The following is a 17,776-nucleotide window of genomic DNA, read 5'->3' on the forward strand; positions in this document are numbered from 1 at the left end:
TCGCCGACGCGTTTGCGGCGAGCCGCCACACTTCCCTGCTTTTAAAATTCAGATCGAGAAGAATCATGCGCTACACGTTATTTGAAAACCAGAAGGACGGGATCATTCTCGTCGCCCGTGTGCTGTTGATGGTGCTGTTCGTGATGTTCGGCTGGTCGAAGCTGACGGGCTTTTCCGGCACGGTCGCCTATATGACGTCGAGCGGCGCGCCGGTGCCCGAGTTGTCGGCGGTCATCGCGGTGGTGATGGAGCTGGTCGTGGGTATCGCGCTGCTGGTCGGCTTCTTTACACGGCCGCTTGCCCTGCTGCTCGCCGTCTATACGCTCGGCACCGCGATCATTGGCCACCACTACTGGAACATGACCGGCGCCATGCAGTACGACAACATGATTCACTTCTACAAGAACATCAGCATCATCGGCGGCTTGCTGTTGCTGGCGGTGACCGGCGCGGGTAGGTACTCGATCGATCGGCGCTAGGCATGGGAGGTTGCGCGTCGGCTCGACGTCCCGCTCGTCCCGCTCGTGTCGCCGGCTAGCCCGCGAATTGCGCCAGCACCCGCTCGCGGATCGCCGGACGAATATTCGACTGCGCCATGTCGCCGTGATAATGCGCGACGACGCGTGGGTTCATCACCCGGAACCACACTGGCGGCACGTACGCGAGCATGATCATCGTGGCGTAGCCGGACGGCAATTGCGGCGCGCCGTCGAAATGACGCAACGCCTGATACGAGCGCGTCGGATTCGCGTGATGATCGGCGTGGCGCTGCAACTGGTACAGAAACAGATTCGTCACGATGCGGTTGCTGTTCCACGAGTGCTGCGGCTGGCAACGCTCGTAACGGCCGCTCGCGAGTTGCTTGCGAGCCAGCCCGTAGTGCTCCAGATAATTGACCACTTCGAGCAGCGACGCACCGTACACCGCCTGGATCAGCAGGAACGGCACGATCGTTTTGCCGAACAGCGCGATCAGGCCGCCCCACAGCACGGCCGTCATCGCCCACGAATGCAGGACTTCATTGCGCCATGTCCAGGGCGATTTGCCGAGGCGTTCCAGGCGGTGTTTTTCGAGTCGCCACGCGGACGCGATGCTGCCGAACACCGTGCGCGGCAGGAACGCCCAGAACGATTCGCCGTAGCGCGCGCTGGCCGGATCGGACGGCGTCGCCACTCGCACGTGATGACCGCGATTATGTTCGACGAAGAAATGCCCATAGCAGGCCGGCGCCAGCGTGATTTTGGCAAGCCAGCGCTCGAACCGATCGGTTTTATGGCCGAGTTCGTGCGCGGTGTTGATCGACACACCGGTTGCCGCGCCCAGCGACAGCGCGAAGCCGAGATAGTCGTACCACGTCATGGTGTGCGTTCCGACGATCCACACCGCGCCGAAGAACGACACGTATTCGATCAACGTGGCGAGGTAAACGATGCGCCGGTAATAGCGCTCGCGTTCGAGCGTCGGGACGACGTCTTCGGGCGGGTTGCTGGGGTCGTCGCCGATCAGATAGTCGAGCAGCGGGATGATGCCGAACACGAAGATCGGTCCGAACCACCAGAAAATAGCACAACCGGTTTGCAACGCCAGATTCGCGGCATGCAGCGGCAAGGTGATCGTGAGCGCGCCGAGCAGCCAGAGATAGCGTTTGCTGTCGACCCACCGCGCGGGGGCCGCTTGCGATGTTGCCATTGTCTCCCTCCTGGTTTTATGTCGCCCTTGTCCGCGCATGGCTCGATGGCCGGCGCATGGGTCGGCGGGACTTTTTCCGACTTCCAGATTTATATGGCCTGGAGCGCGGGATCGCCAAGGAATTGAGCCAGGTGCGAGTCTCCAAACAGCGCAGCGGCGGTTGGGGCTTGTTGGCGTGGGGTCGAGCGGGTGAATGAAACGGGTGTTGGGGAGAGGAAAAGGGCGGGTGAATGACACCGCTTCTGTCGTGACGCCGAATCTTCCGCCCCAAACAAAAACGGCGACCCGAAGGCCGCCGCACTTTACTTATCCCACCACACGCCATCCTCAGACCGCAGCTTCCGTCTCGACCTCGCTCACCGCCTCGAGCTCTTCGCTATTGCGGATCAGGTGATCAAAAGCGCTCAGCGATGCCTTCGCGCCCTCGCCCACCGCAATCACGATCTGCTTGAACGGCACCGTGGTGACGTCGCCGGCCGCGAACACGCCCGGCACCGACGTCGCGCCACGGGCGTCGACCACGATCTCGCCGTGCTTCGACAACTCCACCGTGCCCTTGAGCCACTCGGTGTTCGGCACGAGGCCGATTTGCACGAATACGCCTTCCAGTTCGATCGTTTTCACTTCGTCCGAACGCAGGTCCTTATAGACCAGACCGTTGACCTTCTTGCCGTCGCCGGTGATTTCCGTGGTCTGTGCCTGTGTGACGATGGTCACGTTGGCCAGGCTGCGCAGCTTGCGTTGCAGCACTTCGTCGGCACGCAGCGTGGCGCCGAATTCGAACAGCGTCACTTCACGCACGATCCCCGCGAGATCGATCGCCGCTTCGACGCCCGAATTGCCGCCGCCGATCACCGCGACGCGCTTGCCCTTGAACAGCGGGCCATCGCAATGCGGGCAGTACGCCACGCCATGATTGCGGTACTCGCGCTCGCCCGGCACGTTGATTTCGCGCCAGCGCGCACCCGTGGCCAGAACGATGGTCTTCGCCTTAAGCACCGCGCCATTGGCCAGGCGCACTTCGTTGATGCGGCCCGGGATCAGCGCCTCGGCGCGCTGCACGTCCATGATGTCGACTTCATACGTCTTGACGTGCTGTTCGAGCGCCGTGGCGAACTTCGGCCCTTCGGTTTCCGTAACGGAGACGAAGTTTTCGATGGCCAGCGTATCGAGCACCTGACCGCCGAAGCGTTCCGCCACGACGCCGGTCACGATACCCTTGCGCGCCGAATAAATCGCCGCTGCCGCACCCGCCGGGCCGCCGCCGACGATCAGCGTGTCGAACACCGGTTTCTTTTCCAGTTCCTTCGCGGCCCGCGCACCGGCATTGGTGTCGAGCTTCGCGAGAATTTCCTTGACGCCGCTGCGGCCCTGGCCGAACACTTCGCCGTTCATGAACATGGTCGGTACCGCCATGATCTGGCGCGCTTCGACTTCGTTCTGGAACAATGCGCCGTCGATCGCCACGTGGCGGATGCGCGGGTTGATCAACGCCATCACGTTCAGCGCCTGGACGACTTCCGGGCAGTTCTGGCACGACAGCGAAAAATACGTTTCGAATTGATAGTCGCCGTCGAGATTGCGGATCTGTTCGATCACCGACTCCTCGAGTTTGACCGGATGGCCGCCAACCTGCAGCAGCGCCAGCACCAGCGACGTGAATTCATGCCCCATCGGAATACCGGCGAAACGGATGCCCGTTTCCTTACCCGGATTGCCGATCGAGAACGACGGCTTGCGCGCTTCGTCGCCGCGACGTTCGATCACGGTGACGCGTTCCGACAGCGTCGCGATATCGTTCAGCAATGCCAGCAGCTCTTGCGATTTTGCGCTGTCGTCGAGCGACGCGACGATCTCGATAGGGTTACTAACCTTTTCGAGGTACGTTTTCAACTGAGTCTTGAGATTGGCATCAAGCATGGCGATTCGATTCCGTGGCGATGGGTATTGGGTTCCCGGCGCCGCACGCATCCGGAAGGGAAACGTGCGGCCCGGGGACGCGCGAACCGTCGTGTTGGACGGTCCGCACGGTGACACGCCGTGAGGCGCTTGTTGCGGTTGCTACCAGCGGTCTGGAGACCTTAGATCTTGCCGATCAGGTCCAGCGACGGCGTCAGCGTTTCTGCGCCCGGCGTCCACTTGGCGGGGCACACTTCACCCGGGTGAGCCGCGACGTATTGTGCAGCTTGCACCTTGCGCAGCAGTTCGCCCGCGTCACGGCCGATGCCGTTGTCGTGCACTTCGCTCAGCTTGATCTCGCCTTCCGGGTTGATCACGAACGTGCCGCGCAGTGCCAGGCCTTCTTCTTCGATCAGCACGTCGAAGTTGCGCGAGATCGCCAGCGTCGGGTCGGCCAGCATCGGGTACTTGATCTTCTGGATCGTGTCCGACGTGTCGTGCCATGCCTTGTGCGTGAAGTGCGTGTCGGTCGACACGCTGTAGATTTCAACGCCCAGCTTCTTGAATTCGTCGTAACGATCGGCCAGGTCACCCAGTTCGGTCGGGCAAACAAACGTGAAGTCAGCCGGATAGAAAACGAAAACCGACCACTTGCCCTTCAGGCTTTCTTCCGTGACAGTCGTGAAATCGCCATTGTGGTAAGCCTGCGCCTTGAACGGTTTGACTTGACTATTGATGATCGGCATTTACTGAGTCCTCTTTCGGAGTGGTTGGAAAGTGGAGTCAGTATGTCAGACCACGCTTAATAGGTAAAGTGAAGTGTTTCAATAATTGTGATAGTTTTACACTATTTGTTGCGCCGCCGCAGGCTATTGGCCCGGATCAGCCTTTCATCAAACGCCAGAGCGTGGTGCGACCGATGCCCAACGCCCGGCTTGCCGCGGCGCGATTGCCGCCGGATTCGGCGAGGGCGCGCATGACGTCTTCGCGGGTGGGCGCGGCGCCGGCCGAAGCTTTGTCGGCGCTGGATTGAGGATCTCGCCCGGCGGCGTCCGCGGCCGCCGCCCGCTTCATCCGCCCGAATTCGGGGAAGACTGCCTGCCAATCCTCGCCGCCCGGCTTTTGCGACGCAGCCATGCCGGCCGTAGCCGCCATCGTGGCATCGCCCAGATAAATCGCCGCGCGCGCCAGCAGATTTTCCAGCTCCCGCACGTTGCCGGGCCACGCGTAGCCATCGAACAACGGTGCGAGAAAGGCCAGCACCCGGCCCAGCGCGGCGTCCGACAGGCCATATTGGAGCGCGCTGCGGCTTAACAAGTGCCGCGCCAGTTGGGCGACATCGCCGCGCCGTGCGCGCAGCGGCGGCAATTCTATCGGAAGCAGGTTCAGCCGAAAATACAGATCCGCGCGAAACACGCCCTGCTCGACCAGCGCATGCAGATCGCGATGCGTGGCGGCAATCACCCGCACGTCGACCGGCGTGGCGCGCCCGGCGCCCAGCTTCATCACCTCGCGCTCCTGCAGCACGCGTAGCAGCCTGCTTTGCAGCGCCGCCGGCATTTCGCCGATTTCGTCGAGGAAAATAGTGCCGGTATGCGCAATTTCGAACAGGCCCGGTTTGCCGCCGCGACGCGCCCCGGTGAACGCACCCTCCTCGTGCCCGAACAGTTCGCTTTCGATCAATCCTTCGGGCAACGCCGCGCAATTGAACGCGACGAACGGATTGCCGCGCCGCCGGCTCGCATTGTGAATGCCCTGCGCAACCAGCTCCTTGCCGGTGCCGCTTTCGCCGGCGAGCAGCACGGTGGCGTCGTGCGCCGCGCCCGCGCGGGCCAGCCGTCGCACCCGCTCCAGCGCCGCCGAATCGCCGACCAGATCGCCCAGATGATGCCGCGCGACCAGTTGCTTCGGCCGCTGGCTGGTGCGCAGCGAACGGTCGATCCGCTGTGCGACCAGTGCATCCTGCAAAGTCACGACCGAGCCGGAGCGCACGCCCTGCTCCACCACCGGCACACAGTTCACGATCAGCGCCCGGCCGCCGATCTGCTCGACACGCTCCTCGATCGGCTGGCCCTGTTCGAGCATTTCGCGCAGCAGCGGCCCGACGGCCTGCGAGACCTGCGCCGCCACGTCCCGTTCGCGGCCGGCCAGCAGCTCTTTCGGGGCCTCGAAGCCCAGCAGATCGAGCATGGCCGGGTTGACCGCTTCGAGCTGGCCGGCTTCGTCGAAGGCGGCCACCCCGTCACGCAGATGACCGACGATGGTATTGAGCCGCTCGCGCTTCGCTTCCTTCTGCCGACTCACGCGCGCCAGTTCCACCGACCGCTCGAACGCTTCCTCGACCGCGCCGAGCGAATAGAGAAACACGCTGGCGAGACCCGACTGCTGTGCGACGTCGCAGGCCATGCCGGGGCCGATGATCACGCTGCAGCCCTCGGCGGCCAGATTGGCGACGGCGAGCCGCACTTCGTCGATCGACCGGTAGGCGCGTTGCTTCAGGTCGACTTTCAGCCACGCGCCAAGGTCGGCCAGTTCGTGCGAGATCGTTTCGTGCAGCACCAGGCCGATCCGCGCGCCGGGCCACGTAGTGGTGGCGCGGGTGATCGCGCTCAGCACGTCGAAGCCGTTCACCTTGACCATGACGACCGGCACGTTCAGGTTGTCGCGCAGATAAGCGCCGTTCGATCCGGCGGCCAGCACGACGTCGACGGCGCCCGCATCCACGTAAGCCTGCAAGGCCGTGACGGCCGCGCCGTAGCCCTCGCGCACCGAAAAAAACCGCGCGCGCGCCGCGTAACGCGGTGCAACGGTCTCGCAAAGCGACTGCAACCGGCTGATACTCACCAGTGCGACACCCGGCCGGCCCGCCTGAGGCGCCGTCAGCGACGATGTGAAAGTGGACACCACGGCACTCCGCTTCGAATATGAAACGTTCCATGAAACGTTTTATGGAACAATCCGCCCATTGTGCCACGAACCGCCGCGCGCCTTGTGTCCCAGCTAAGTTGCTGATTGTTTGCAACAAAAACCGCTAAGGCCGCCAATGGCATGCTTCCTGCAAAGCCAGATCCCGCTTCCTTCATTCAGATTTCTAACTGGAGACACACCGTCATGACCGCATCCGCCACCCGCCGCGCCGCGTTCCGCGCCAAAGTCAACGAACGCCAGGGCCTCCTCGTGCCCGGCGCTTTCAATGCGATGAGCGCGCGCGTCATCGAAGACGCCGGTTTCGAGGCGATCTACATCACCGGCGCGGGCGTCACCAACATGTCGCTGGGCTTGCCCGATCTCGGTTTCATCGGTCTCGCCGAAGTCGCCGAGCACACGGCGCGGATTCGCGACGCCGTCGCGCTGCCGCTGATCGTCGACGCCGACACCGGCTTCGGCAACGCGCTTAACGTGCGCCAGACCGTGCGCGTGCTCGAACGCAGCGGCGCCGACGTGATCCAGTTCGAAGACCAGATCATGCCGAAGAAGTGCGGCCACTTTGCCGGCAAGGAAGTGGTCAGCGCGAGCGAGATGGTCGGCAAGATCCGCGCGGCCGTCGACGCCCGCGAAGACGGCAATCTGCAGATCATGGCGCGCACCGACGCGGCCGCCGTCCACGGTATCGAAGACGCGATCGAGCGTGGCCATCGCTTTATCGAAGCCGGCGCCGACATTCTGTTTATCGAGGCAACCGAATCGCTGGCCGACATCGAACGATTGCCGGCGCTGTTCGACACGCCGCAGTTGATCAACATCGTGATCGGCGGCAAGACGCCGGTGCAGTCCCGTGAAGCGTTGGCAAAGCTGGGCTACGGCATCGTGCTGTACGCGAACGCCGCGCTGCAGGGCGCGGTGCTCGGCATGCAGCGCGCGCTCGGCACGCTGAAGAGCAACGGCCGTCTCGACGAGGACGCGACGCTGGTCGCGCCGTTCAGCGAGCGTCAGCGGCTCGTCAACAAACCGCTGTACGACAAGCTGGATCGCGAATACGCCGCGAAGGACTGAGGCGAGCGGTAACCGGGACACGGCGGCCCGCCGCGCGCTTGCGGCCGGCCCGCCGTGCGCCGTCATGACGGCAAGCCCCGGCAATCCCGGGCGATACAAGCGGGTCGGTTGCGTTACGATTCAGGGCTAGCGGCCATGCGCCCTATTCCTGCCGGTACGTCACGGTATAAGCCGCAATCTCTTTGCGCCTCGCTATCCGCATGCCGGAAGCCCGCTTTCGAAAGGTAGTTGCAAGAACATGAAGCCTATTGAGCATCGCTCCAGCCGCCCGCGCGTCGTACGCGCCCTCGCATCCCGCACGCGGTCGACAAGGATCGCGCAATGACCGCGGACGGCACACGCAATTCGCACATTGGCTGGCTGCCGTACATCGTCGCGGCGACCTTCTTCATGGAGTATCTCGACACCACAGTGATCGCCACGGCCTTGCCGCAGATGGCGCACTCGTTCGGCGTCGGTCCCAATAGCCTCAGTCTCGGCATGACGGCCTACATGCTGGCGCTGGCGATCTTTATCCCGGTGAGCGGCTGGGTCGCCGATCGCTGCGGATCGCGCACGGTGTTCTTCAGCGCGATCGGCGTGTTCACGGTGGCCTCGGTGTTGTGCGGGTTATCGCAGAACGTCGCGGAGTTCACCGCGGCGCGACTGCTGCAAGGCATCGGCGGCGCGATGATGGTGCCGGTGGGCCGTCTGATCGTGGTTCGCAGCACCGAAAAAAGCCGCATGATGCAAGCCATCTCCACCATCACGTGGCCGGCGATTGCCGCGCCGGTGATCGGACCGCCGGTCGGCGGCTTCATCACGACCTACGCGTCGTGGCGCTGGATCTTTCTGCTCAACGTGCCGGTCGGCCTCGCGGTCATGGCGGTCGTGCTCGCGCTGGTGCCGAACCTGCGCGGCACGGAGCGCAAGCCGCTCGACGTGGTCGGCCTGCTGCTCAGCGGCACGACGCTCACCGCGATTCTGTACGGCGCGGAACTGGCGAGCCAGCCCGGCGAGAATCCCTGGGTCGCCGGCGCGGTCGTGCTATTCGGCCTGCTGATGGGCATCGTGGCGTTCCGGCATGCGAAGCGTCATCCGCATCCGCTGATCGACGTGTCCACCCTCAAGATTCCGACATTTTCCGTGACCGTCGTGACCGGCTCGTTCACGCGGATCGGCATCGGCGCGGTGCCGTATCTGATGCCGCTGCTGTTCCAGGTCGGCTTCGGCTTGTCCGCGTTCAAGTCGGGGCTGTTGCTGCTGGCGAGCGCGCTCGGCAATCTCGGCATGAAGGCGCTGACCACGCGCATTCTGCAGCGCTACGGCTTTCGCATGGTGTCGATCGTCGACGTGACGGTCGCGGGCCTGTTCATCGTCGCTTGCGGGCTGTTGACGCCGAACGTGCCGCTCGCGCTGGTGCTGATCGTCGTGTTCGTCTACGGCGTGGCGCGCTCCATGCAATTCTCCACGCTCGCCACCCTCGCCTATGCCGACGTCGCGCAACCGCAAATGAGCGCGGCCAGCACGCTGTGGAGCGCCGCAGCGCAAATGACGATCGGTCTGGGCATCGCGTTCGGCGCGGTGTCGCTGCGGGCGGCGGCCTTCTTCAACGGCGAGACGACGGGCCGCGTGTTCACGCTCGACGACTTCCGCCTGGCGTTTCTGTGTGCCGGTGTGCTGACGCTGGTGTCCGTGATCGGCTACTGGGGTCTGCCGCATAACGCGGGGCAAAGCATCGGCGGCGGCTCGCGCGGCAATGAAGGTCCCGCGAAGGGTTGACGGCAGACGCGTTGCGCGTCATGGCCTGAGGCCGTGACCTGATGCGGCGGTGTGCGACTCGAAGCACCGCCGCGTTTTTTTGAGGCATCGACAAAACGGGAGGAGACACGCGGTGCAAGCGAACGATTTGACCATCTCGAACGACAAGGCCGATCTCGACATCGAGATGGTCTACACCTTCCTGACGCAACACACCCCATGGGCGAGAGGCATGCCGCGCGACACGTTCGAGCGGGCCGTGGCGGGCTCGCTCTGTTTCGGCGGCTATCTGGAAGGCAAGCAGATCGCGTTCGTGCGTCTCGTCACGGACCAAGCCACCTTTGCCTACCTGTGCGACGTTTTCGTATTGCCGGACTATCGCGGCAAGGGCATCGCATCCGCGTTGCTGAAGCACGTTTTCGCGAGCCCCTCGCTGACCGGTTTGCGGCGCATCGTGCTGGTCACGAGCGACGCGCATCACGTGTACGCGCCGCATGGCTTCACCGGGCTGGCGAATCCGGAGCGTTATATGGAATTGCATAACCCGGCTATCTACAAGACGGACTGAGCGCCCGCGGACCGCTGTCATCGCCGTGCCACGTTCGCCCGGTACTTTGCTGCGACAACAGAAAAACGGTCCCCACCCCATGTCCCAGCTTTTCGAGCGCGACGGCCGCAGCCATGCCATTTTCGGTGGCCACCTTGTTTAAGGCCGCCTCCGCGAGCGCACTGCTCAACGCCTTCCTCTGCGCGATGCAGATCGCCATCGGCGTGATGGCGCATTCGGACGGACTGTTTGCCGACGGTATCCACACGCTGAGCGATCTGGCCGCCGATAGTGTCGTGCTGGTCGTGCTGTTCCTCACCACGCGACAGCGCGGCACCGCCCCGCGCGACGCCGGCAACGGCATCGAACAGGCGCTCGCGTCGCTCTTCATCGCCGCCGTGCTGAGCATCACGGCCATCGAAATGTTGTGGAACAGCATCGCGCAGACGTCGACGCTGACCGACAGCACCGCCATGCATATCGGCGCGCTCGCCATCAGCGGCTTCGTCATGCTCGCCAAGGAAGCGCTGTTTCGCTATATGCGCGCCGAAGCCGGCCGCACCGGTTCGGCAATGCTGCTGGCAAGCGCCTTGCATGCTCGCGTGGATGCGGTGTCGGCGCTGGTCGCGACGCTGGGACTGGCCGGCAGTCTGGCCGGTGTGCCGGTGCTCGACCACGTGGCCGGCGCGGCGATCGGCCTGATGATTCTGCGGATGGGTTACGCGAGTGGACGCGCCGCGTTGAAGCAACTGCTCGCCGGTTCGACCGACGCCGCCACCATCACGGTCGGCCAGACGGTGGAATAGCGGGTCGGCGGGTCGGCGGGTCGAAGGACGCGACTTCAGCCGTAGGCGCGTTCGCGCATCCACTTCGTCATGATCCATTTGTCGCCGTCGAGCACGGGCGAGCCGCCGTGCAAGGTCAGCGGATCGAGCTGACGCTGGCCGTTCATATAGCGGAAATACACTGCGCCGCCCCGGTTCGCCGCGACCGACAGGCCCGCTTCCGGGAAAATCGTTTCGCCGCCGTCGGGCACGTCGTTCAGATAGATCACCAGCGTCGAGACGCGCTGGCCGCCCTGCGCGGTATGCACCGCGCTGCCGGGTTGATCGGGTGGGAAGTAGTCGAAATGCGGACGGTATTCGCCGGTCACGCCGTAATGCAGAATCTGCAGCCCTTCGCCGTTGTCGACCGGCCAGTTCATCAGGCTGGAGATGCGGCGGTCCAACTTCTCGATGAACGCGTCCTCGCCGCGCTGGTACCAGATGCCTTCGCTGGTGCGGTTGCGGATCACGTCCTCCTTGCCGGTGTCGGGATTGACGATCGTGGAGCGCTTCAGCCGATGCCGCGAACGCTCGATCATCTCCTCGCATTCTTCGGGCGACAGCACGTCGGCGAACACGATCACCTGCGGCCGTTCGCAGCGCATCAGCACGCGCACGTCGCGGTCGTGGGCCCGGATCACGTTGCCGGCGGCAACCGGCGACGCATCGTACTGATAGGTGCGCGGCGCGGTTTTGGCGAGCACCGCCTCGGTCGCGGCAAGCGAGGCCGCGCCGGCGTCCTGCGCTTCCTGGCCAAAGGCCCGGTGGACGGCCGAGCGCGCGGCCTCGGCGGCGAAACCGGCCTGCACCATCGAGTCGATCATCGAATCCACGCTACAGCCGCGCGCCACATTGCTGCTGAGCCATTCTTCCCAGGCGGAATCCAGTACTGGCATGACATGCCCCCGTTCGTCGGCTTGACGAAATACTGTATCAAGTCGCCGGCGCATGGCAAGCGGGGATGGCCGGTCAGGTCCGCAACTGCCGGCCGCGATAAAGCGCCAGGCCCTTTTTTGCTTGTGCGCGGATCGCACGCTTCACGAGCGGCGACCAGCCGAGCAGCGTTCCCTTGAGGCCCAAGGCCTGACGCGACCACCGCCACAAATCGAAACTGTCGCGATGCTCGGCGATGCGGCCGTCGCGAAACACGAAACGCGCGTCGATCCGGTTGACCACGTCACGCCCCGTCTGGCTGAACAGGTAACGGGCGACCCAGTGGGCGCGGCCGTTGCGCTCGTCCGCTTCGACGTTGTCGAAGCTCAGCGAGAAGTTCTGCGCACGCGCCACCAGCATGCGCCACATGTCGCGCGCTTCGTCGCCGCGCAATTCGCCGAAGACGGGATCGCTGAAGACCACGTCGTCGGCATAGCAGGCGGCCATGGCTTCGGCGTCGCGCTGCTGGAAGGCCGTGTAAAACCGCTCGATCAGTTGGTGGTTGGTTTGGCTCATTTTTTTCGTATCGTGCGTTGCCGGGTTAGCGAAGAAACCGGGGGCCGGACGTGCCGCGCGGTGGTTCGGGCGCGAGCACGCTGCACACGATATCGGAAAAAGGCGCGGGCTGGATAGCCGCCGCGCTCTAGCCGTTCGACACCACCCCACCGACCCGCGCCACTTCGGCCCGGCCACCCAGCAGCCAGACGCCGGCGGCAATCGCCGCGGCGGCGAGCCCGGCCAAGCCCAGCGCGGCGGCGAAGCCGCTGGCAAAGCTCGCGTGCGCGGTCGACGTCAGAATCAGTCTCAGCGCCGGCGACATAGGCGCAGTGGCTTGCGCCGTGTCGCCCGCCAGCATGCGGGACATGAAGCCCGCGTCGAGCGCGCCCCTGACCTCGGGTGTAGACGGCGCGGCGGCGATGAAAGCCGTGTGGGTGCGCGCCGCGAGCACCGCGCCGAGCACGCCGACCGAGGTGACGATCGCGGTGAAACGCGTGGTCGTGCTGATCCCGGACGCCATGCCGGTGCGCTCCGGCGGCACGCACGCCATGATCGCCTTCTGGGTGTCGCCATTCAGAATGCCGGCGCCCAGTCCCGTCACGATCATGCCGAGCGCGACCAGCACATAGCGCTCGTCGGCGGCCACCAGCGCCGTCAGCAGATTGCCCAGCGCGATCAGCAGCAGGCCGGCCGATAACATCGCCATCGCCGAAAACCGCTTGCCGAGGGCCGCGCCGATGTACGGCCCGACCACCATCGCCAGCGCGAACGGCAGCATGCCGACGCCTGCCGCTACTGCCGACAACCCGAACGCGTTCTGCAGATACAGCGGCAGGAACGTCATCATGACCTGCGCGCAGGCGGCGTAGCCGAACATCGCCAGCACGGCGGCGACGAAGCGCGGCTGGCGGAACAGCGCGAGATCGACCATGGCGTGCGCGCGCACGCGCTGCAGTTGCACGAACCCGCCGAGCAGCAGCGCGCAGGCCGCGAGCCTGGCGACGGTGGGCCAGCTTGCGAGGCCGTCGGCGGGTACTTCGATCAATGCCCAGATGCCCAGCGACAGCGCCAACCCGAACAGAAGGCCGCCGGCGACGTCCAACGGGCCGCGCTGCGGATTGCGCGATTCGACGATCGCGCGCGACGCGCACCACGCCAGCACCGCGCACACCGGCAGGTTCAGCAGAAAGATCCAGCGCCAGCCGAGCCACTGCGTGATCACGCCGCCGACCAGCGGCGCGACGGTGGTCGCCAGTCCCATGCAGGTGCCCCACACGGCCCATGCGCGCACCCGCGCCGGGCCTTCGTGGAAGGTATTTGCGATCACCGCGAGCGCCGCCGTGAGCAACATCGCGGCGCCCACGCCCTTGACGGCGCGCGCGAGGTTCAGGATGAGCGCGGACGGCGCCGCGCCGCAACCGAGCGACGCCACGAAGAATACGGCGAGCCCGATCAGCAGCATCTTCTTACGGCCGAGACGGTCGGCCAGGCCGCCTGCGGGCAGCAGACACGAGGCGAACGCGACCATGTAGGCGCTGACGACCCATTCGACGTCGGCGAAACTCGCGTGGAACGAGCGCGCGATCGACGGCAGCGAGACCGCGACGACGTTGGTGTCCAGCACGATCAGCGCGCAGGTCGCGGAGGCGGTGAGAACGAAGGCGGGATTGGGGGCCGGCGTGGGTGCGGGCGCGGGCGTTGTGGGGCGGGCAAAGTCTGGTGGCATGAGCGCGGTGTTTATCTAACGAGGAACGAAGTCACTGCATCGTAGCCAGACTGGTATTTCCTGTCATTGGCATAGAATTGCAAAATAATTAGCTTCTGGTGAAATACAAACGCCCATGCGCCAGCTCGAACTCCGCCATCTCCATGCCTTCGTTTGCGTCGCGAAACACCTGCATTTCTCACGCGCCGCCGACGAGCTGGGCATCGCCGCGCCGTCGCTGACCAAGCTCATCCAGGAAGCCGAGCGCCTGCTCGGCGTGCGGCTCTTTCATCGCACCAAACGCTCGGTTGCGCTGAGCGCCGCCGGTAGCGTCTACCTCGTCGAAGCGCGCACCGCGCTCGACCACCTCGCTCGCGGCGAAGAGCGCGCGCGACTCGCCGAGCGCGGCGAACTGGGACGCATCGAAGTCGGCTACGTGGCGTCGGCGGCTTATGCGGGCGTGCTGCAACGGTCGGTCGGCGGCTTTCGCGAGACCCATCCGGGCGTCGACATTTCGATTCGCGAGGTGCCGATGGACGCCGTCGCCGTCATGCTGCACGACGGCCTGCTCGACGCCGCCTATATCCGTCCGCCGATGCCGCTCGCCGACGGCCTTCAGGCCGCCACGGTGCATCACGACCGGTTCGTGCTGGCCATTCCCGTGGATTCCCCGCTGGCCGCGTCGGCAAGCGTCAAACCCGCGCAACTGCACGACCAGTGTTTCGTGCTGCCGGAACAGGAGGCGCCCACTTTCGAAGTGGCGCGGCGCGGGCGCTTCGCGCCTCGCCTCGGGCCCCGGCCCGGCACGCTCGCGTCCGTGCTGGCGTGCGTGTCGCTGGGCGGCAAGGTCGCGGTGGTGCCGCAAACGCTGGCCGAATGCGTCGCGTTGCCCGGCGTCTTGTACCGCGAGATCGCCGGCAGGACGATCGCTTCGGAAATCGCGCTCGCCTACCGGAAGTATGAAAAAGCGGCGGCGGTGAAAGCGTTTCTGGACTTCGCGCGCAAGGGGTAGAAGCGGCGTAGTCAAGGCTCACGCGCGGCTCGATCGGGAGCGCAATCCGCAGCACAACCGGGAGGCGCAGCCAGGGCATCAACGCGGCACAACCCGGCGCCCAATCCGGCAAAAGGGCCGCTCGAACTGAAACCGAACGCTCGTTCCGATCCACACCACGACCGCCTTTCGTTATATCCTGCTGAATATCACGGTTGGCTTCGTGGCGCATGCCTGCTGGTTCTCCATCATGCTCATCGCCCCGCCGACCCTTAAAGCCCAACCAGCCAGCAGGAGCCCGTAGCGGTGCGCAGCCGATCCACCCCGTCCGACCCGGCGCAAAGCCGCCAACGCTTTGCGAATGAGATTTCGTCGACGATCGTCGCGGTCAGATCGGCGTCCGAGCGCGGCCGCGCCGAATCGATCCGCGACGTCGTCGATGCTTACCGGCGCCTGTACGGCAGCGTGCAGCGCTTCGTGCTGATGCTGACCAACGACAAGCTCAACTTCGCGTCGGTCGGCACTTCGGGCTCGCATTCGCTGAACCAGTTGCTGTCGATCCTCGCGGAGCGGGCCCGGGCGGCAGGCTTCGCGCGTCTGCACGATCTGAAAGCCGCCATTGAAGAAGCGCGCTCGGCCGAACAACTGCGCGACGCAATCTTCTCGGATGCGTTCAGCAACGATCTGACCGCATTGCGCAAAGTCGTGGCGCAGCTCGAAAGACTCGATACCGCTTTTATCGGCCTGTGCGTTGGACATGTTCTCGAGCAGCACGGGCCTGTCACGGCTAACCTCGCGTCGAGCGCCGGCACGCGCGCCACGGGCCACCGCAACCGCAGCCGCAGCCGCAGTGCGGCGGCCGTTCAGCGCGACGCGCAAGCCGAACCCAGCCTCGTCGGCTCCCACGACTGATTCGCCAAGGACGCAGATGACCGTTTCCTTTCGCTCACAGTTATATCTTCGCGAATACACCGTAGCTGCGGCATGCACGGCAAACTTGCCGCGCGCGTATCACGTTCACGTCGAGCACGACTGACCCCGAACCGGATTCGAGGACCTCATGCACACGCCCCCGTTTCGTCTCGCCCAGCCCTCGCGTCTGCAACTATCCGGCGACGAGCTTGCCAACGCCGGCATGCATGCCGCCGCCGACGTCTGCTGCGCGCCCGGCAGCGCACCGCAATCGCGGCCGGACGCCCCGCGACGCGCGCGCCTCGCCGAACTCGACGGCCATCTGCATTGCTCGATCATTGGTACCTGTCTGAGCACACAGGAGCTGCGCAAGCTGGTCCCCAAATTCACGAGTCTCGATCGCCGTGACGCCAGCGACCTCGAGATTCATCACGCGGCGGTCGAACTGGCGATCGAAGGCGGCGCAGGCGCCAAGGCGCTGCACAAGTCGCTCGACGACCACTATGCGGCGGCGATCCGCCGCTTCGACCAGGCCGGCGACGACACCGGCTTGCTAAAGCTGTGGGACGAGGCGTTGAAAAGCGGCGACATTCCGCCGGCGTACTGGGCGTTGATGACGCATCGGCACGCCACCCTGCCGGTCCGCCAGAAAGCATTCGGCGACCTGCACATGCTGTCGCATCTGGTCGGCGCGGCGAACCGCGCCGATATTCGCCGGCTGGTCGCGCTGGAAGAAGAAAACGCCGCACTGAAAGAGAAAATCGAGCGCCAGCAGACCCGGCTGAACGAATTGGCCGCGCAGCGCGATGCATCGATCGCCGCGTTGAACGGGCAGATCGCGCAACTCAGCGCGAACGTCGCCCGCCAGATTCCCGCCGATGCCGCCGATCTCGCAGCCGAAGCGCAGCAATTGCGCGAACGCCTGAGCGACGCCGATCAGCGCGTGGCGTTGCACACCCACCGCCGCGAAGCCGCCGAGCAACGTGTGCTGCAGGAACAGGACGCCGCGCAGGCGCTGCGCACGAGCCACGATCGGGCGCTCGCACTGCTCAAGCTGGTGCAAAGCGAATGCGACGCGCTGGAACGCGCGACCGTCGACGCCGCCGACCCCACGCATGGCGCCAGCGCGCGCCGGGCGAGTCTCGACAGCGTGCAAGGCAAGCGGATCGTTTATGTGGGCGGCAGACCGGGCTCGAACGCCGCCCTAAAACGGCTGGTGGATGCGGCCGGTGGTGAACTGCTGGTGCATGACGGCGGCCTGGAAGATCGCAAGGGTCTGCTTGCGGCCGCGTTGCCGGGCGCGGACATCGTGGTGTTTCCGGTGGACTGCATCGACCATGATTCGATGAATACGCTCAAACGTGTTTGCGAGCGTCATCAGATCGACTACCACCCGCTGCGCACGGCCAGCGTGGCGAGCTTCGTGGAGTTGATGGCGCGACTGCATCCCGAGCATGTCGCGCAACTGGGTAGCCCGCCGCCTTCGGCGTTTTGCTTGCGGCACGGGTAAAGGCTGAGGGTGGACGGGGGGAGTTTGGCGGTTCGGAGGATTGCGCTTCGCGCGATACGCGGTTCGGAAGTCCGCCCTTCGCTAAGCCTCAACCTCAACCTCACCTCACGAACGAATCAACCGCGTCAACTCGGCGATCTGCTTCGCGCAGCTTCGCTCGGCCTCGACCTCGACGTCCCGATACAACCGGATGATCGTCTCGCCAACCGCTGTCAGCGTGCAGCCGCCGCCACTCTGACCACCCTGCTCCGAATGCGTGGCGGGCGATTTCAGCGAGCGGTTCAGTTCGTCGATAAGCAACCAGGCGCGCCGGTACGACATGTCGAGACTGCGCGCCGCCGCCGAGATCGAACCGAACTCACGCACGGCTTCGAGCAGTTCGACTTTGCCCGGTCCGAGCGCCACCGTGTCTCCGGTACGGATACGCATTCTGAAGCGTACTTCGGGGCGCACTTTCGCGTTTTTCTTCGCGGGCGCTGGTTTGGTTTTTGCAATGTCGGCCATGCGCGAAAGCATACACGAACCGCCTCGCACT

At 65.0% G+C, this 17,776-nt stretch carries 16 protein-coding genes; 8 read left to right on the top strand and 8 right to left on the bottom strand.

Annotation, left to right across the window (positions count from 1 at the left end; translation table 11 throughout):
- Window positions 1-65 precede the first annotated feature (65 nt).
- Complete coding sequence (locus BX591_RS29320; protein WP_111934812.1) at window positions 66-479, top strand: DoxX family protein; 414 nt, start codon at window positions 66-68, stop codon at window positions 477-479.
- Between the two features lie 55 nt (window positions 480-534).
- Here the strand turns inward: BX591_RS29320 and BX591_RS29325 are convergent, their stop codons facing one another.
- The 4 genes from BX591_RS29325 to prpR all read right to left on the bottom strand — a co-directional run bounded on the left by BX591_RS29325 (window position 535) and on the right by prpR (window position 6,492).
- A complete protein-coding gene (locus BX591_RS29325) occupies window positions 535-1,689 on the bottom strand; it encodes an alkane 1-monooxygenase (protein WP_111934813.1) in 1,155 nt (384 codons plus the stop codon).
- 327 nt (window positions 1,690-2,016) lie between these two features.
- Window positions 2,017-3,609, bottom strand: coding sequence for an alkyl hydroperoxide reductase subunit F (gene ahpF / locus BX591_RS29330; RefSeq protein WP_111934814.1), 1,593 nt, complete (start codon window positions 3,607-3,609; stop codon window positions 2,017-2,019).
- Between the two features lie 161 nt (window positions 3,610-3,770).
- On the bottom strand, window positions 3,771-4,334 hold the full coding sequence (ahpC, locus tag BX591_RS29335; RefSeq protein ID WP_111934815.1) for an alkyl hydroperoxide reductase subunit C: 564 nt from the start codon (window positions 4,332-4,334) through the stop codon (window positions 3,771-3,773).
- Window positions 4,335-4,470: 136 nt separating this feature from the next.
- Complete coding sequence (prpR, locus tag BX591_RS29340; protein ID WP_111934840.1) at window positions 4,471-6,492, bottom strand: propionate catabolism operon regulatory protein PrpR; 2,022 nt, start codon at window positions 6,490-6,492, stop codon at window positions 4,471-4,473.
- 207 nt (window positions 6,493-6,699) lie between these two features.
- Between prpR and BX591_RS29345 the strand changes: the two genes are divergently transcribed.
- From BX591_RS29345 to BX591_RS29360, 4 genes are all read left to right on the top strand, one after another.
- Window positions 6,700-7,581 carry an isocitrate lyase/PEP mutase family protein gene (locus tag BX591_RS29345; protein ID WP_111934816.1) on the top strand — a complete coding sequence of 294 codons (882 nt, stop codon included), beginning with the start codon at window positions 6,700-6,702 and terminating at the stop codon, window positions 7,579-7,581.
- Between the two features lie 321 nt (window positions 7,582-7,902).
- Entirely contained in the window at window positions 7,903-9,342 is a 1,440-nt protein-coding gene (locus tag BX591_RS29350) for an MFS transporter (RefSeq protein WP_111934817.1), read from the top strand.
- Between the two features lie 112 nt (window positions 9,343-9,454).
- On the top strand, window positions 9,455-9,889 hold the full coding sequence (locus BX591_RS29355) for a GNAT family N-acetyltransferase (RefSeq protein WP_111934818.1): 435 nt from the start codon (window positions 9,455-9,457) through the stop codon (window positions 9,887-9,889).
- A gap of 113 nt (window positions 9,890-10,002) precedes the next feature.
- Window positions 10,003-10,674 (top strand): cation diffusion facilitator family transporter, encoded by a 672-nt coding sequence (locus BX591_RS29360; protein ID WP_244147143.1) that lies wholly within the window; start codon window positions 10,003-10,005, stop codon window positions 10,672-10,674.
- 35 nt (window positions 10,675-10,709) lie between these two features.
- Here BX591_RS29360 and BX591_RS29365 read toward each other — a convergent pair whose 3' ends face one another.
- From BX591_RS29365 to BX591_RS29375, 3 genes are all read right to left on the bottom strand, one after another.
- Complete coding sequence (locus tag BX591_RS29365) at window positions 10,710-11,588, bottom strand: 2OG-Fe(II) oxygenase (RefSeq protein ID WP_111934819.1); 879 nt, start codon at window positions 11,586-11,588, stop codon at window positions 10,710-10,712.
- A 73-nt stretch (window positions 11,589-11,661) separates the two neighbouring features.
- Window positions 11,662-12,141: a nuclear transport factor 2 family protein gene (locus tag BX591_RS29370; RefSeq protein ID WP_111934820.1), complete on the bottom strand. Its 480-nt coding sequence runs from the start codon at window positions 12,139-12,141 to the stop codon at window positions 11,662-11,664.
- Between the two features lie 127 nt (window positions 12,142-12,268).
- Window positions 12,269-13,849, bottom strand: a complete 1,581-nt coding sequence (locus BX591_RS29375; RefSeq protein ID WP_111934821.1) for an MFS transporter — start codon at window positions 13,847-13,849, stop codon at window positions 12,269-12,271.
- A 115-nt stretch (window positions 13,850-13,964) separates the two neighbouring features.
- On the opposite strand from BX591_RS29375, the gene BX591_RS29380 reads away from it, so the two are divergent.
- The 3 genes from BX591_RS29380 to BX591_RS29390 all read left to right on the top strand — a co-directional run bounded on the left by BX591_RS29380 (window position 13,965) and on the right by BX591_RS29390 (window position 17,241).
- On the top strand, window positions 13,965-14,840 hold the full coding sequence (locus BX591_RS29380; RefSeq protein WP_111934822.1) for a LysR family transcriptional regulator: 876 nt from the start codon (window positions 13,965-13,967) through the stop codon (window positions 14,838-14,840).
- A gap of 285 nt (window positions 14,841-15,125) precedes the next feature.
- Window positions 15,126-15,731, top strand: coding sequence for a hypothetical protein (locus BX591_RS29385; protein ID WP_111934823.1), 606 nt, complete (start codon window positions 15,126-15,128; stop codon window positions 15,729-15,731).
- A 148-nt stretch (window positions 15,732-15,879) separates the two neighbouring features.
- Window positions 15,880-17,241, top strand: coding sequence for a DUF2325 domain-containing protein (locus BX591_RS29390; protein WP_111934824.1), 1,362 nt, complete (start codon window positions 15,880-15,882; stop codon window positions 17,239-17,241).
- Window positions 17,242-17,346: 105 nt separating this feature from the next.
- Here the strand turns inward: BX591_RS29390 and BX591_RS29395 are convergent, their stop codons facing one another.
- Window positions 17,347-17,745, bottom strand: a complete 399-nt coding sequence (locus BX591_RS29395) for a winged helix-turn-helix domain-containing protein (protein ID WP_244147144.1) — start codon at window positions 17,743-17,745, stop codon at window positions 17,347-17,349.
- Window positions 17,746-17,776: the final 31 nt, after the last annotated feature.

It is taken from the genome of Paraburkholderia bryophila (assembly GCF_003269035.1).
GTDB lineage: Bacteria > Pseudomonadota > Gammaproteobacteria > Burkholderiales > Burkholderiaceae > Paraburkholderia > Paraburkholderia bryophila.

Bases quoted from the DNA above. Each gene is read 5' to 3' on its own strand.
- BX591_RS29360 (WP_244147143.1), top strand. From the start codon at position 10,003: ATGCCATTTTCGGTGGCCACCTTGTTTAAGGCCGCCTCCGCGAGCGCA.
- BX591_RS29345 (WP_111934816.1), top strand. From the start codon at position 6,700: ATGACCGCATCCGCCACCCGCCGCGCCGCGTTCCGCGCCAAAGTCAAC.
- BX591_RS29365 (WP_111934819.1), bottom strand. From the start codon at position 11,588: ATGCCAGTACTGGATTCCGCCTGGGAAGAATGGCTCAGCAGCAATGTG.
- BX591_RS29375 (WP_111934821.1), bottom strand. From the start codon at position 13,849: ATGCCACCAGACTTTGCCCGCCCCACAACGCCCGCGCCCGCACCCACG.
- BX591_RS29370 (WP_111934820.1), bottom strand. From the start codon at position 12,141: ATGAGCCAAACCAACCACCAACTGATCGAGCGGTTTTACACGGCCTTC.
- BX591_RS29320 (WP_111934812.1), top strand. From the start codon at position 66: ATGCGCTACACGTTATTTGAAAACCAGAAGGACGGGATCATTCTCGTC.
- ahpF (WP_111934814.1), bottom strand. From the start codon at position 3,609: ATGCTTGATGCCAATCTCAAGACTCAGTTGAAAACGTACCTCGAAAAG.
- BX591_RS29350 (WP_111934817.1), top strand. From the start codon at position 7,903: ATGACCGCGGACGGCACACGCAATTCGCACATTGGCTGGCTGCCGTAC.
- BX591_RS29325 (WP_111934813.1), bottom strand. From the start codon at position 1,689: ATGGCAACATCGCAAGCGGCCCCCGCGCGGTGGGTCGACAGCAAACGC.
- ahpC (WP_111934815.1), bottom strand. From the start codon at position 4,334: ATGCCGATCATCAATAGTCAAGTCAAACCGTTCAAGGCGCAGGCTTAC.
- BX591_RS29390 (WP_111934824.1), top strand. From the start codon at position 15,880: ATGCACACGCCCCCGTTTCGTCTCGCCCAGCCCTCGCGTCTGCAACTA.
- BX591_RS29395 (WP_244147144.1), bottom strand. From the start codon at position 17,745: ATGGCCGACATTGCAAAAACCAAACCAGCGCCCGCGAAGAAAAACGCG.
- BX591_RS29380 (WP_111934822.1), top strand. From the start codon at position 13,965: ATGCGCCAGCTCGAACTCCGCCATCTCCATGCCTTCGTTTGCGTCGCG.